This window comes from Mycolicibacterium tokaiense (genome assembly GCF_010725885.1).
GTDB lineage: Bacteria > Actinomycetota > Actinomycetes > Mycobacteriales > Mycobacteriaceae > Mycobacterium > Mycobacterium tokaiense.
On the sequence record NZ_AP022600.1, the window covers coordinates 3,221,318 to 3,234,102 of the forward strand.

The window sequence follows — 12,785 nt, forward strand, 5'->3', positions numbered from 1 at the left end:
GCACGATCGGTGAACGGGCAGTGGCAACGGCGCCTGCGACCGACAAGCTGGACACATGGCACGGCCAATCCAACAGATGGCGACCGTCTCGGTCACCGTCGAAGACGTCGACGCGCGTGAGGTCCAGTTCCGTGCCAGCACCCCCGGAGCGGCGTTACCGCTGATCGGGACTCCACAATGGCGTCAGCTGCGGCAGTGGTTGATGCGCCTGATCCTGACCGAGCGGGTGTTGCGGTCCGAGGCGGTCCGCCTCGGCGTGTATGCCGACGACGCGCCCGCCCTGGCCGACGTCCTGCCCGACGGCACCGCCCGCTTCGAGGTGGGCAGCATCGCCGCGGCGGCCCTGGCCGATCCGCTGGCCCGCGCCGTGTTTGCCTTCGTCACCGAGGACATCGACGTCAGCGAGATGGAGGTCGCCGCCTACCACGACCGCAACCCGCGCCGCTTCGCCGCGTCCTGCGTCGACGGCCGGCGCGGCGGAACCCCGTCGCTGGATGCCGTGCGGCCCGCCATCGCTGCGCACCTGCGCGGCACCGCCCGCCGGCGCGCGTTCCGGCAATGGCTCGAGACCCGCAGCGCCGAGCTGCTGCAGACCGGCGTCCGCCACGTCGGCGATCCCCGCCGCCCCCGACGACGATGACGGCCGCAACCACGCTCGCACTCGACATCGGCGGCACCAAGATCGCCGCCGGACTGGTGGACGCCGACGGCACCCTGACCTGGTCTGCGAACAAGCCCACCCCTCGTGGGGGAGATCCCGAAGCGGTGTGGAACGTGGTGGCGCAGCTGATCTCCGCGGTGGCCGATCGCGACATCGCCGGGGTGGGCATCGCGGCGGCCGGACCGGTGGACCTGCCGTCGGGAACCGTCAGCCCCATCAACATCTCGGCCTGGTCGAAGTTCCCGCTGCGGGACCGGGTGGCCACCGCGCTGCCGGGGGTGCCGGTGCAGATGGCCGGCGACGGCGTGTGCATGGCGCTCGGCGAGCACTGGCGCGGCGCCGGCCGGGGATCGGCGTTCATGCTCGGCATGGTGATCTCGACGGGGATCGGCGGGGGCCTGGTGCTCGATGGCAAGCCGTACGTCGGGCGCACCGGCAACGCCGGTCACGTCGGGCACGTCGTCGTCGAACCCGGAGGGCCGCTGTGTTCCTGCGGTGCCCGCGGCTGTGTCGAGGCCATCGCCGCCGGACCGCGGATGGCGCAGTGGGCCCACGAACTGGGCTGGGACGCCCCACCCTCGGCGGGGGCACGCGAGCTGGCCGAGGCGGCGCGCGGGGGAGAAGGCGTGGCGCTGCGGGCTTTTCAGCGGGCAGCCGATGCCGTGGCGGCGATGATCGCGTCTGTGGGCGCGGTCTGCGACCTGGACCTCGCGGTGGTCGGCGGCGGGGTGGCCGGTGCCGGTGACGTGCTGTTCGACCCGCTGCGCGAGGCGCTGGCCGGCTACGCGCGACTGGATTTCCTGACCGGTATGCAGGTGGTACCCGCGACGCTGGGCGCTTCGGCCGGGTTGATCGGGGCGGCGGCGCTGCTGCGGGCGTGAGCTTGTTTTCTGCGCCAGGGCTGTGGATTCACGCTTTTCGCGACCGTGGCGCAGAAATGCTGATGCCGCGGCGGGCAAACGCGTCGCGCGCGCGTCGCACGATGAACGTTCTGCTGTGTTCGGCGACGACGCGGATGTCGATCCAACCCTGTTTGTCGATCATCTCGTAGCGCCCGATGTCGTCGACGTAGGTCGGCCGCAGCGCGAGGTGGTGACCGCCTTCGTAGTCCATCCCGATCATCGGCTCCTCCCAGCCGAGGTCGAGGTAGGCCGACCGGCGCCCGTCACTCACCCGCACCTGGGTTCGCGGCCGCGGAAACCCCTCCTCGATCAACAACAGCCGCAGCCAGATCTCTCGGGGTGACTGCGCGCCGGCGTCCATCAACGGCGCGGCCGCGCGGAGCGCACGAAGTCGACGGGCCCGGGGATAACGAGCGGCGACGGCCAACACCGCGTCGGCGTCGACGCCGGTAGCTGCGGCCAGCGCATCCAGGTGGGCGACTGCGCTGTGGCGCGGCAGATACCGTCCCAGGTCGAAAGCGGTGCGCTCCGGCGTCGTGACGCTGAAGTCGCCGATGCGACACACGTCGTCGTCGACAATGCGCTCTTCGTGGACGATCACACCAGGGCGTGGGCGTGTGTGCTCGGTGATGAGCTCGATGGGCACCTGATCGTCGACCCATCGGGCGCCGTGCAGAGCCGCTGCGGCCCGGCCCGCGACGATGCCCCGACGGTTGCTCCACAACCAGGCCTCGCGGGTGCGCAGCAGCAGGGTCGGTTCGACTCCTTTCGGGCGGTGCACCCGCGGCTGCACGCGCGCGTAGTTCCACCGCAGCGAACCGCGGGTGATCGCACCTGAGGCGAGGGATTCGGGGCTGAGCAGTGGGTCCATGGACGCAGCGTGGCGGCCGGCCCGGACCTTGCACGGGCCCGACAACCGCTGCCGGGGCGGGTTGGGGATGAAGGCAGCTCTGTGGAGAGGATTGCTTTTCTGCATCCGGGTCGCGATCTGCCCGATTTCGCGACCCTGCCGCAGAGAAAAGCGCGCGTTTTGGCTGATCGGGGTGGACCGCGCTACAGTGGTCGACGATCCACCGAAGACCGTCGGTCACCGAGCAATCGGTTGAAGGTCCGGGAACATCCCGGCGGCCCACGCAGGAGGACGAGGTTAGAACACGGCACTCGAGTGCCTTTCACGCCCCGGCCGCATCCTGCGCCGGGGCGTTCGTCGTTTCCGGCTCCGGTGGCAGCACGTAAGCAGTCAAGACACACCGAGGAGGCATGCATGGCCAAGCCTGACAAGGCCACCGCCGTTGCAGAGATCACCGAGCAGTTCAAGGCCTCGACTGCCACCGTCGTCACCGAGTACCGCGGTCTGACGGTGGCCAACCTGGCCAAGCTCCGGCGTTCGCTGGGCGAGGGGGCCACCTACTCGGTCGCGAAGAACACGCTGGTCAAGCGTGCCGCGGCCGAAGCGGGAATCGAAGGCCTCGACGACCTGTTCGCCGGACCCACCGCCATCGCCTTCATCCAGGGCGAGCCGGTGGACGCGGCCAAGGCTCTCAAGGCGTTCGCCAAGGAGAACAAGGCGCTGGTCATCAAGGGCGGCTACATGGACGGCGCCGCGCTGTCCGTGGAGCAGGTCCAGGCCATCGCCGACCTCGAGTCGCGCGAGGTCCTGCTGGCCAAGCTGGCCGGCGCCATGAAGGCCAAGACCAGCCAGGCCGCAGCGCTGTTCCAGGCGCCGCTGTCGCAGGTCGCGCGCCTGGCGCAGGCCCTGCAGGACAAGCGGGTCGAGACCGAAGGCGCCCCCGCGGCGCCTGCCGCCTCGGACGAGGCACCGGCAGCCGACGACGCGCCCGCCGAGACAACCGAATAACCATCCCACCACCCGGTCAAGAAATCTAGAAAGGACCACCATCATGGCCAAGCTCAGCACTGAGGAACTGCTCGACGCGTTCAAGGAACTGACCCTGCTCGAGCTCTCGGAGTTCGTGAAGGCGTTCGAGGAGACCTTCGACGTCACCGCCGCCGCCCCCGTCGCCGTTGCGGCTGCCGGCCCCGCCGGTGGCGCCCCCGCCGAGGCTGCTGAAGAGCAGTCCGAGTTCGACGTCATCCTCGAGGGTGCCGGCGACAAGAAGATCGGCGTCATCAAGGTCGTCCGCGAGATCGTCTCCGGCCTGGGCCTCAAGGAAGCCAAGGACCTGGTCGACAGCGCCCCCAAGCCGCTGCTGGAGAAGGTCAGCAAGGAAGCCGCCGAGGACGCCAAGGGCAAGCTCGAGGCTGCCGGCGCTTCGGTCTCCGTCAAGTAGTTCCACGCTTCACACGAAACCGCCTGGGATCCACGCGATCCCGGGCGGTTTTGTCGTATCTGGAAAGGTTGCCCGCATGCGATGGATATCGGCGCTCGTGGTCCTTGCCGTTCTGCTCTGCCCGCCGGCAACGGCCGGTGCCGCTGCGCCGATGTGGTCCGGGCTCGACGCGACGTCCTTCGACGGCCCGATCCCGCCCGCGGGAAGCACCATTGCCTCCGTACCGCTGGACCCGGCGCTGTCGGTGGCCGGAGCCGGGGCGGCCTATCGGGTGCTCTACTCGACGGTGAACCAGCATGACGCGCCGGCAGTCAGCACCGGTGCGGTGTTCCTGCCGCCGGGCCCCGCGCCCGAGGGCGGCTTCCCGGTGATCGCGTGGGCGCACGGCACCGTCGGCCTCGGCGACGACTGCACGCCGTCGGCGCAACCCCGCTCCGAACGGGACAACGAGTACCTCTCGCACTGGCTGGAGCAGGGCTACGCGGTGGTCGCCAGCGACTACGTGGGTCTCGGCACTCCCGGTCTGATGAGCTACCTCAACAGCGTGGCCACCGCCCACGGGATCGTCGATTCGGTGATTGCTGCCCACGACATGGGGCTGCCGCTGTCGACGAAGTGGGCCATCGTCGGGCAGTCCCAAGGCGGCGCCGCCGCGGTCAGCAGTGCCCGTTGGGCGTCGGAGTTCAGTGCCGACACCGGCCTGGACTACCGCGGTGTGGTGGCCACCGGCACCCCGGCCAACATCGACCGGTTGGTGGTGCAGGCCGGCCCGGACATGCAGCTGCCCGACCTGGCGCCGATCGCGAACGCCTACACGGCCTACATCGTCGCCGCGCTGCGCGAGGCGCGCCCCGACCTGGACCTGGACCGGGTGCTGAGCCCCGCCGGGCTGGCGGCCGCGCAGCGCGCCGAGACGGTTTGCGCGCGCCCGCTGGCCGACGAGCTGGCGCATCTGACGCCCGGCGCGTTCTTCACCGCTCCCGTGACATCGCTACCCGGATTCGACGCCGCCGCCCGCGAATTCATGGGCACCCCCACCTCCGGCTTCGACCGGCCCCTCTTCCTCGGGGTGGGCCTGCTGGACCGCGACGTGCCGCCGAGCTCGACGCTGACGTTCTACGACCAGCTGGTGGCCAACCACCAGGACGTGGTGCTGCACACCTATCCCGACGAAGATCACGGCGGCGCAGTGCTTGCCTCGCTGCCGGATTCGACACCGTTCCTCGCGGAGATGTTCCGGTAGTTACTGATTCAGCTGTTGCCTGATGGCCTGGTCCTGTTGCTGCCCGTACTGAACCACCAGATCCATCGGAACGGGATCATCGACTGCGCCCAGGAATTGAACCTCGGTGGCGGTGCCGCCGCGGGTGAACAGCAGCACGCTCACCGACTGTGTACCGTCCGGCGACATTCCGGAGGAGACGGTGCCGTTCTCGCCCACCTCCACCGGTTCGGTGGTCGGCGCGGCCACCAGGGCCGGCAGGTCGGCCTGCATGCTCTGCATCGCGCCGGATGCGGCCATCGGATCGGTCGAGACGATCACGGTGTCGATGATCCGTCTCGAGTCGTCGCGGTGCGCGAAAGTGCGCTCCACACCGGGCTGCCCGCCGGGGTTCAGCACCGGAGGTGCAGCGACGTACGCCGTGGAATCGGAGATGATGTTCGGATCCACCGCCAGTCCGGCGTAGTCGGGTGGCTGCGCGGCGGCCGACCCGGCTGCTGCGATCAGCGCCGCCGCGACCGTCGCGGTGACCGCGGCCGCCCTAGCCGTCAGCATGGGTAGCAGCCGTAGCCGTACCAGCCGTCACGCCAGTGCCATCCGCCGCCGCAGCCGCGGACGCCGGTGGTGCCGCTGCAGTCCAGCGGCTGGATCGACTCCGGACCTGTGACCGGCGCGGGTGCGGGCACACTGCCGACGTTCGGGTTGACCTGCGCTGCCTGCGCGGTGGGTGCGAAGCTCAGGAGCCCCGCGGCCACCACGCCTGCGACCGCCATACGGCGCAGCGTGCCTGGCTGGTGAAGGTGCATCGATGTTCTCACTTTCCTCGACAGATGGGTCATGCGGCGGCAGAGTCTGCCGACGTTTCGGTGTCCGAAGCAGGTTCGGTGTCCGGCTCCGTTGTTGCCGGTGTTTCGGGGGCCTCGTCTTCAGCCGGCTCGACCTCTTCGGCGGGCTCAGCGTCGTCGACGGTTTCGGTGCCTGTCTCATCGGACTCGTCGGTGGCCTCCGGAGCATCCGTCGGATCTTCGGTGTCCGTGGACTCCTCGTCGGCGGCAGGTGTCTCGTCCTGGACAACGTCGTCCTCAATAACGTCGTCCTCAACAACGTCGTCCTCAACAACGTCGTCCTGGATGACGTCCGCCTCGACGAGCGCCGGATCCGGCGCGTCCTCGCCAGTATCGGAAAGGGTGTCGACGGCAACCGTTTTCGTGGTCTGCTCCGGGACATCAGGTCCATGTACGGCGTCGTGGATGCCTTGTTCCACAGCCTGAACGAGGTCGTCGAGCACCGCCAGCGGGTTGGTGCGCAGACTGAACGGCAGGATCGACAGCGGTGCGTAGACGCCGGGGTCCTCGGTGCGGTCATAGCCGAGGTCGATCAGCACCCGCAGCACCGGCGAGATGAGATCGACGAACGGCCGGACCAGGGCGGTGGTGTTGGTTCTAGACGCCAGCTCCAGCAGCGGCATGACGATCGGCAGGGTCGGGCTGGGCACCACGATGTAGGTGTTGCCGTACTCGTCCTGCCTGCCGTTGGCGGGGTCATACACCGCGTCCAGGTACTCCTGCACCGAGGGGTAGTAGCCCGGAGTCTGGCAATTCGGCACCTGACAGGGGAGCGACGGACTGTATTTGTCGGGGGACAGCGTAGAACCGTGCAGATACATGAAGCCCGCGATGGCGTTCAGCACGGCCAGCGGGTTGCCCCAGTACTTCGGTGCATCTCCCACGCCGTCGTATTCCATGATGATCGAGGTGAACGTGATGCCGGTGTCGGTGGGAGTCGGCAGCCCGGTGGTGACGTCGAGAAACGGGATCTGACCGAGGAAGCCCAGCCGCGACCACAATCCGCCTGCGGGGTTGTCGATGTTCCCGCTGAGGACCACCTGTAGCCGAGCCTTGTCGTCGTCGCTCAGCGTCGAGGCCAGCGCGGCAAGGGTATTCGAGATCACCGCGGAGCCCTGCGAATGGCCGTAGAGGACCACCTCGTCGTCGGTGCCGGCCAGCGCCGCACCCATCGCCAGCGCCAACTCCGTCATGCCGCCCTGGACCGAGACATCCCACTTCTGGCAGTCCACAGCACACCAGCGGGGCAGGAAGGACAATGGCCAGAAGGAAGCCGGGTAGCTGATACCCACCACGTCACAGGTGCCGGCGCCCTCGCACGCGGTACCACCGAGGTAGTAGTTCTGGGCGTTGACCATCGAGTCCGGCAGCGGTACCGGCATGCCGGTGGGAGGGACGAACACCACCGTTGCGGCGTCGGCGCCCACCGGCAGGGCGACCGGCGTCGCGGCAACCACCGCCGCCGCGACCACACCGGCCACTACTCTCAGAGTTTCCCGCACGTCACCCCCAGCAAATCCGGTCACAGAATCGGCGGAATACCCCGAGATGGGAAACTCGTGCTGCGTACCGCCCGTCAAGCACGGTACAAATAATTGTCGGGTGTGTAACTAACCCATATGGGTGAAGTCCGCCCGCAAAACATGCAGGCATCTGCGACGGGGGGCGCCATGAGCGCAGGCGGTGAACTCGACCTTCTGGACGCGCTCTACAGCGCCGCGGCCGACCCCGACCGGTGGCCGGCCATCATCACGCTGCTGTCGGATCACGTGGGGGCACACGGCGGGATGCTGGTCCGCAACGCCACGGAGGCATCCGCAAGCAGTTGTGTGGTGGGCCGCCTCTGTCCGGAGATCTCGGCCCTGTACCTCGAGCGGTACACCGACAACCCGTGGACCCGGGCCGCCGAGGTGGTGCCCATCGGGGAGGTCGCGGTCCTGAGCGACTTGTATGACCTCCGCGAAGGTCGCCACCTGCCCTGGTACACCGATGTGCTGGTGGCCTCCAACATCCAGGAAATGGCCTACCTCAGCCTGCCGGGCTTCACCGGGCCCACGAGTGTGGGCGGGTTGGCGTTCTGTTTCGCCGACACCACGCACAGCGCGGAGGCTGCACACCGCCTCCGCGACTTGAGAACGCATCTGCAACGGGCGGTATGGCTGTCCCAACAGGTGGACCGGTCGCGCATGCTGGATCTGCGGCTCGACGAGATGCTGCACCGGTCCCCGGGGCCGGTGCTGTTGTTGTCGACCACGTGCCGGGTGGTCGGCATGAACAGAGCCGCCGAGGCGCTGCTGCGGGAACAGTCGGATCTCGGCGTCGACCGCAACGGGCACCTGCACGCCGACGCGCCCGCCGACGATGATGCGCTGCGCGCTGCGGCGCGGCGCGCGGTCAACCCGGGGGTAGACCCCTGCAGCGGTCCGCTGGCGGTGACGATCAACCGCCCGCCCCGAGCACCGTTGCGGGTGCTGCTCACGCCGCTGCCGCAGAACCACATGCTGCCCGCGCTGGACCCGGACGCGCAGGCCGTGGCGCTGGTGACCGTGGTGGATCCGGAGACGGTGCAACGCGCCAAGGCCGCCGCCCTGTCGGAGCTCTACGGGCTCACCACCGCCGAGGCGCGGGTGGCCGTGGTACTCGCAACCGGCGTCGGCAGGGTGAAAGTAGCGGAGCAGCTTCATGTTTCGCTGGAGACCGTGAAGAAACACACCGCTGCGTGCTTTCGCAAGGTGGGCGTGACCACCCAGGCGGGCCTTGCCTACGTGGTTGCCAGTGTGCCCAGCGGGCTGCCGTGACGCGGTGGGTTGGCGGCGCTTTGCCGCGGACGTCAATAAGGGAGTGACAACAACGGCAGTCCTTTGCGGAGGCGTGCGCTACAGTGACTCAAACCACAGGCCGGTGAGTTGGAGGGATGTCGCGTGGGTATTGGTATCCAGGTCGAGGGGCTGACCAAGTCCTTCGGATCCCAGCGAATCTGGGAAGACGTCACCTTTGATTTGCCGCCGGGCGAGGTCAGCGTGCTGCTGGGCCCCTCCGGCACCGGTAAGTCGGTGTTCCTGAAGTCGCTGATCGGGCTGCTGCGCCCGGAGCGCGGCAAGATCATCGTCGACGGCACCAACATCATCGACTGCTCCGCCAAGGAGCTCTACGAGATCCGCACCCTGTTCGGCGTCATGTTCCAGGACGGCGCCCTGTTCGGGTCGATGAACATCTTCGACAACACCGCGTTCCCGCTGCGCGAGCACACCAAGAAGAAGGAAAGCGAAATCCGTCAGATCGTGATGGAGAAGCTGGAACTGGTGGGCCTCGGCGGCGACGAGGGCAAGTTCCCCGGCGAGATCTCCGGCGGTATGCGCAAGCGCGCCGGCCTGGCCCGCTCGCTGGTGCTGGACCCGAAGATCATCCTCTGCGACGAGCCCGACTCCGGTCTGGACCCGGTGCGTACCGCCTACCTGTCTCAGCTGCTGATCGACATCAACGCCCAGATCGACTGCACCATCCTGATCGTCACGCACAACATCAACATCGCCCGCACCGTGCCGGACAACATCGGCATGCTGTTCCGCAAGCACCTGGTGATGTTCGGTCCGCGCGAGGTGCTGCTGACCTCGGATGAGCCCGTGGTCAGGCAGTTCCTCAACGGCCGCCGCATCGGCCCCATCGGCATGTCCGAGGAGAAGGACGAGTCGACGATGGCCGAGGAGCAGGCCCTGGTCGACGCCGGTCACCATGACGGCGGGGTCGAAGAGATTGTCGGGGTGCCCCCGCAGGTCATGGCGACGCCCGGTATGCCGGAACGCCAGGCTGTCGGCCGCCGGCAGGCCCGGGTGCGCGAGATCCTGCACACCCTGCCGCCGGCTGCCCAGGAGGCCATCCGCGAAGACCTCGACGGCACCCAGAATGCGTCGGCGCACCAGTCGAGTGAAGCCACCACCCGCCAGCAGGCCTACGACGACGATGCCCCGACGGGAGCCATCCCCGCGCAGGGTCAGGCCTGACGGCTCAGCCGAGCAACCAGTCGTTCGGCGAGAACAGCTCGCAGTGCACCTGCGCTGCGGCCACGCCGAGGCGGGTCACCTGGTCACGCACCGCGCGGACGAACCCGTCGCTGCCGCACAGGTAGATGTGTGTGTCCGGGCTCAGCGACACCTCGTCGAGGCTCATCAGACCGGCGTGGACGCCCGGTCGGTCTGACTGGCTGTCCTGGTACCACAGCTCCAGGGTGGCGGCGGGCAGTCGATCGACCAGTTCACGCTGGCGTTCCCGCAGCGGATGCGTGACGTCGCTGCGGTCGGCGTGCAGCACGTGTACCCGGGACTGCGTGCCGGCGGCAGCCAAGTGCTCCAGCAGGCTGATCATCGGTGTGACACCGATGCCGGCCGACACCAGTGCCACCGGCGCATCCGGCGGGGGCAGCGGAAGATCCCCGAACGGGACGGTCACATCGAGCAGGTCGCCGACGTGAACGTGGGCGGCGATCCAGTCCGACACCTCGCCGGACGGTTTGACCGCGAAGGTCAGGTTGCCCTGCGGCGCATTGACAAGGCTGTACTGACGCAACTGGCGGGCGCCGTCGGGCAGGGTCACGCCCACTGAAACATACTGTCCCGGTTGGGTTTCCCCGCGTCCGGCGACGGTGATCAGCACGGCCCCCGAGGGGTCGTCGGTCCGGGCCAGCACCCGCGCCCGCCGGTACACATCGCCGGTGTCGACGCCCGCGTCGGCGTAGAGGTCACGCTCGAGTGCGATGAGGGTGTCGGCAATGATCCAGTACACCTGGTCCCAGGCAGCGGCCACGTCGGCGGTCACGGTGTCCGATCCGAGCACCTCGACGATTGCCGCGAAGAGGTGCTCCTGCACGATCGGATATTGATCGGCGGTGACGCCCAGCGACGCATGCCGGTGGCCGATCCGGGACAGGAGGTCAGCGGGGTGGGGCAGGTCGGGGTCGGCGAGATGCGCGGCAAAGGTGGCAATCGAGGCGGCCAGCGCCCGCTGCTGGGCACCCTGGGCCTGATTGCCCCGGTTGAACAGGTTGCGCAGCAGCTCCGGGTGGGCGTCGAAGAGACGCTGGTAGAAGCAGGTGGTGATGCGGTCGATGTGCGCACCTACCAAAGGCAGTGTGGCCGAGATGATCTCAGCGTTCTCTCGGGTGAGCTCCACCTGTGTGGCGGGTGCGGTCATCGGTCGGTCCTCTCCAACGGGGTGAGTGAGATCAGCTGGAGCGCCGGGCTGCGCGCCAGGTCTGCGACGGTGTAGCGGTCGAGTTCGGCGTAGAACGCGGCCTTGGCGTCGGCCAGGGCGCGGCGCAGTCGACAGCCCGCGATCAGCGGACACGGTGACTGGCCGCCGCACTCGATGACCTCACGGTCACCCTCGAGCTCGCGCACCAGCCATCCGATCGACACCTCTTTGCCGGTGTCGGTCAGCGACAGGCCACCGATGCGCCCGCGGCGGGCCTGGACCAGTCCGAGTTCCACCAGCCGGGAGATGGCCTTGGCGATGTGGTTCTCCGAGGCCCCTGCGCTCGCGGCGATCTGACGGGTGGTCACCCGCTGATCGTCGGCGTCTCCAGCTGCCAGCAGCATCATCGCCCGCAAGCCCAGGTCGGTGAAGCGGGTCAGCTGCATGGTGCTGACGCTACTAATTGCGCATGCGCGATGCGACTTTTTAGGTTGTGGGTTCAAACACCCCGCGACGTGCGGTTTTTAGACCAGGGAAATCGCTATTGGCCGACGGCTTCACGGTGCGCGGGACTGCCCTCGCGATAGAACAGGTACCCGCCGTGGTGCAGGACGTCGCCGTCGAAGGTCCCGTCCGCGGTGAACCCGGTGTCGTCGACATAGTCGATCTGGTTGCCCGACACGGTGTAGGAACCGGTGTAGGCACTCTGGCGGCTGCCGCGGGCCTCGTCGTAGCGGCCGTCGGCGCGCAGTTCCTGGCGGATGTGACCGTCGGCGGTGACCCACATCCCGATGTAGGGATGCTCCGCCGCTGAATCCGCTTGTCCGGCAGGCGCGCACGCGGCCAGGGTGACCATCGTCAGCAGCATCAGCATGACTTTGCTCATACCGCCCGACGGTATCCGCGCCGGAAGAGGCCGGGCACGGTGCAGCTCTCCTGGGTGCGCTGCACCCAGGCTGCGCTCAGTCGACCGACTTCGGCCCGAGCCGTGCGGCGGCGCGGCGGACCACCGGCTCGCGCCTGCGCCAGGCGTCGGCGCGGATGGCCTCGACCACCGCCGGGTCGGTGTCCGCGCCGGACGGGGACCCCGCCCGCATCGGCGGCTGCGGATCGTATTCGAGCGCCAGCTGGATCTTGGCGGCCTCGGCAGGGCCGGCCAACTCAGCGGCCACGGTCAGGGCGAAATCGATCCCGCTGGTGACACCACCGCCGGTGAAGACGTTGCCGTCGCGCACCACGCGCTCATGGACCGGTTGGACGCCCAGGATGTCCAGCATCGGATGTGACGCCCAGTGCGTGGTGGCACGGCGCCCGGTGAGCAGTCCCGCCGCGGCCAGGACAAAGGCCCCGGTGCACACACTCGTCACGTAGCGGGCATCGGCGGCCTGGCGTCGTACGAAATCCAGCGCCACTTCGTCGTCGAGCAGTTCGAAGGCACCCTGGCCGCCGGGCACCATCACGATGTCGGCCTGGGGGGCGTCGTCGAAGGTGGTGGTGGGCATGATCGAGAATCCCGCGTCACTGGGCACCGGATCGAGGGTGTGCCAGGCCAGTTCGATCCGGGCGCCGGGCAGCCGGGAGAACACCTGAACCGGTCCGGTCAGATCCAGCTGCGTGATGTCGGGGAAGAGCAGGGCCACGAACGTCGTCGTCGGGGTGTCAGTGGACATGGTTCTC

The 12,785-nt window shown here is 68.5% G+C and carries 15 protein-coding genes; 7 read left to right on the forward strand and 8 right to left on the reverse strand.

What is annotated here, in order from left to right:
• Nucleotides 1-55: 55 nt before the first annotated feature.
• Both G6N58_RS15755 and G6N58_RS15760 read left to right on the forward strand, forming a co-directional pair.
• Nucleotides 56-640 (forward strand): DUF7158 domain-containing protein, encoded by a 585-nt coding sequence (locus tag G6N58_RS15755; protein WP_115278078.1) that lies wholly within the window; start codon nt 56-58, stop codon nt 638-640.
• On the forward strand, nt 637-1,542 hold the full coding sequence (locus G6N58_RS15760; protein WP_115278077.1) for an ROK family protein: 906 nt from the start codon (nt 637-639) through the stop codon (nt 1,540-1,542). Before G6N58_RS15755 ends, G6N58_RS15760 begins: the two co-directional genes overlap by 4 nt.
• A gap of 28 nt (nt 1,543-1,570) precedes the next feature.
• On the opposite strand, the gene G6N58_RS15765 is transcribed toward G6N58_RS15760, so the two are convergent.
• Complete coding sequence (locus tag G6N58_RS15765) at nt 1,571-2,434, reverse strand: type IV toxin-antitoxin system AbiEi family antitoxin (RefSeq protein ID WP_115278076.1); 864 nt, start codon at nt 2,432-2,434, stop codon at nt 1,571-1,573.
• A gap of 393 nt (nt 2,435-2,827) precedes the next feature.
• Here G6N58_RS15765 and rplJ point away from each other — a divergent pair, with 393 nt between their 5' ends.
• The 3 genes from rplJ to G6N58_RS15780 all read left to right on the forward strand — a co-directional run bounded on the left by rplJ (nt 2,828) and on the right by G6N58_RS15780 (nt 5,097).
• Nucleotides 2,828-3,421 carry a 50S ribosomal protein L10 gene (rplJ, locus tag G6N58_RS15770; protein WP_115278074.1) on the forward strand — a complete coding sequence of 198 codons (594 nt, stop codon included), beginning with the start codon at nt 2,828-2,830 and terminating at the stop codon, nt 3,419-3,421.
• 43 nt (nt 3,422-3,464) lie between these two features.
• Nucleotides 3,465-3,854, forward strand: coding sequence for a 50S ribosomal protein L7/L12 (gene rplL / locus G6N58_RS15775; protein ID WP_068915553.1), 390 nt, complete (start codon nt 3,465-3,467; stop codon nt 3,852-3,854).
• 76 nt (nt 3,855-3,930) lie between these two features.
• Entirely contained in the window at nt 3,931-5,097 is a 1,167-nt protein-coding gene (locus G6N58_RS15780; RefSeq protein WP_115278073.1) for an alpha/beta hydrolase family protein, read from the forward strand.
• Here G6N58_RS15780 and G6N58_RS15785 read toward each other — a convergent pair whose 3' ends face one another.
• The 3 genes from G6N58_RS15785 to G6N58_RS15795 all read right to left on the reverse strand — a co-directional run bounded on the left by G6N58_RS15785 (nt 5,098) and on the right by G6N58_RS15795 (nt 7,402).
• A complete protein-coding gene (locus tag G6N58_RS15785; protein WP_115278072.1) occupies nt 5,098-5,631 on the reverse strand; it encodes a hypothetical protein in 534 nt (177 codons plus the stop codon).
• Nucleotides 5,625-5,849 (reverse strand): hypothetical protein, encoded by a 225-nt coding sequence (locus G6N58_RS15790; RefSeq protein ID WP_083230588.1) that lies wholly within the window; start codon nt 5,847-5,849, stop codon nt 5,625-5,627. Before G6N58_RS15790 ends, G6N58_RS15785 begins: the two co-directional genes overlap by 7 nt.
• 62 nt (nt 5,850-5,911) lie before the next feature.
• Nucleotides 5,912-7,402 carry a PE-PPE domain-containing protein gene (locus G6N58_RS15795; protein ID WP_115278071.1) on the reverse strand — a complete coding sequence of 497 codons (1,491 nt, stop codon included), beginning with the start codon at nt 7,400-7,402 and terminating at the stop codon, nt 5,912-5,914.
• A gap of 189 nt (nt 7,403-7,591) precedes the next feature.
• On the opposite strand from G6N58_RS15795, the gene G6N58_RS15800 reads away from it, so the two are divergent.
• Both G6N58_RS15800 and G6N58_RS15805 read left to right on the forward strand, forming a co-directional pair.
• Nucleotides 7,592-8,719, forward strand: a complete 1,128-nt coding sequence (locus tag G6N58_RS15800; RefSeq protein ID WP_115278070.1) for a helix-turn-helix transcriptional regulator — start codon at nt 7,592-7,594, stop codon at nt 8,717-8,719.
• A gap of 123 nt (nt 8,720-8,842) precedes the next feature.
• Entirely contained in the window at nt 8,843-9,922 is a 1,080-nt protein-coding gene (locus G6N58_RS15805; protein WP_068915558.1) for an ABC transporter ATP-binding protein, read from the forward strand.
• 4 nt (nt 9,923-9,926) lie between these two features.
• On the opposite strand, the gene G6N58_RS15810 is transcribed toward G6N58_RS15805, so the two are convergent.
• The 4 genes from G6N58_RS15810 to G6N58_RS15825 form a co-directional block, all read right to left on the reverse strand.
• Entirely contained in the window at nt 9,927-11,108 is a 1,182-nt protein-coding gene (locus G6N58_RS15810; protein ID WP_115278069.1) for a globin domain-containing protein, read from the reverse strand.
• Nucleotides 11,105-11,554 (reverse strand): RrF2 family transcriptional regulator, encoded by a 450-nt coding sequence (locus G6N58_RS15815; protein WP_115278068.1) that lies wholly within the window; start codon nt 11,552-11,554, stop codon nt 11,105-11,107. The genes G6N58_RS15810 and G6N58_RS15815 overlap by 4 nt, the downstream gene beginning before the upstream one ends.
• A gap of 95 nt (nt 11,555-11,649) precedes the next feature.
• Nucleotides 11,650-11,994, reverse strand: a complete 345-nt coding sequence (locus G6N58_RS15820) for an Atu4866 domain-containing protein (RefSeq protein WP_115278067.1) — start codon at nt 11,992-11,994, stop codon at nt 11,650-11,652.
• Nucleotides 11,995-12,070: 76 nt separating this feature from the next.
• A complete protein-coding gene (locus G6N58_RS15825; protein WP_115278066.1) occupies nt 12,071-12,778 on the reverse strand; it encodes a DJ-1/PfpI family protein in 708 nt (235 codons plus the stop codon).
• Nucleotides 12,779-12,785: the final 7 nt, after the last annotated feature.

Coding starts and splice junctions, on each gene's coding strand:
- G6N58_RS15755 (WP_115278078.1), top strand. CDS start 56: ATGGCACGGCCAATCCAACAGATGGCGACCGTCTCGGTCACCGTCGAA.
- G6N58_RS15760 (WP_115278077.1), top strand. CDS start 637: ATGACGGCCGCAACCACGCTCGCACTCGACATCGGCGGCACCAAGATC.
- G6N58_RS15765 (WP_115278076.1), bottom strand. CDS start 2,434: ATGGACCCACTGCTCAGCCCCGAATCCCTCGCCTCAGGTGCGATCACC.
- rplJ (WP_115278074.1), top strand. CDS start 2,828: ATGGCCAAGCCTGACAAGGCCACCGCCGTTGCAGAGATCACCGAGCAG.
- rplL (WP_068915553.1), top strand. CDS start 3,465: ATGGCCAAGCTCAGCACTGAGGAACTGCTCGACGCGTTCAAGGAACTG.
- G6N58_RS15780 (WP_115278073.1), top strand. CDS start 3,931: ATGCGATGGATATCGGCGCTCGTGGTCCTTGCCGTTCTGCTCTGCCCG.
- G6N58_RS15785 (WP_115278072.1), bottom strand. CDS start 5,631: ATGCTGACGGCTAGGGCGGCCGCGGTCACCGCGACGGTCGCGGCGGCG.
- G6N58_RS15790 (WP_083230588.1), bottom strand. CDS start 5,849: ATGGCGGTCGCAGGCGTGGTGGCCGCGGGGCTCCTGAGCTTCGCACCC.
- G6N58_RS15800 (WP_115278070.1), top strand. CDS start 7,592: ATGAGCGCAGGCGGTGAACTCGACCTTCTGGACGCGCTCTACAGCGCC.
- G6N58_RS15810 (WP_115278069.1), bottom strand. CDS start 11,108: ATGACCGCACCCGCCACACAGGTGGAGCTCACCCGAGAGAACGCTGAG.
- G6N58_RS15815 (WP_115278068.1), bottom strand. CDS start 11,554: ATGCAGCTGACCCGCTTCACCGACCTGGGCTTGCGGGCGATGATGCTG.
- G6N58_RS15820 (WP_115278067.1), bottom strand. CDS start 11,994: ATGAGCAAAGTCATGCTGATGCTGCTGACGATGGTCACCCTGGCCGCG.
- G6N58_RS15825 (WP_115278066.1), bottom strand. CDS start 12,778: ATGTCCACTGACACCCCGACGACGACGTTCGTGGCCCTGCTCTTCCCC.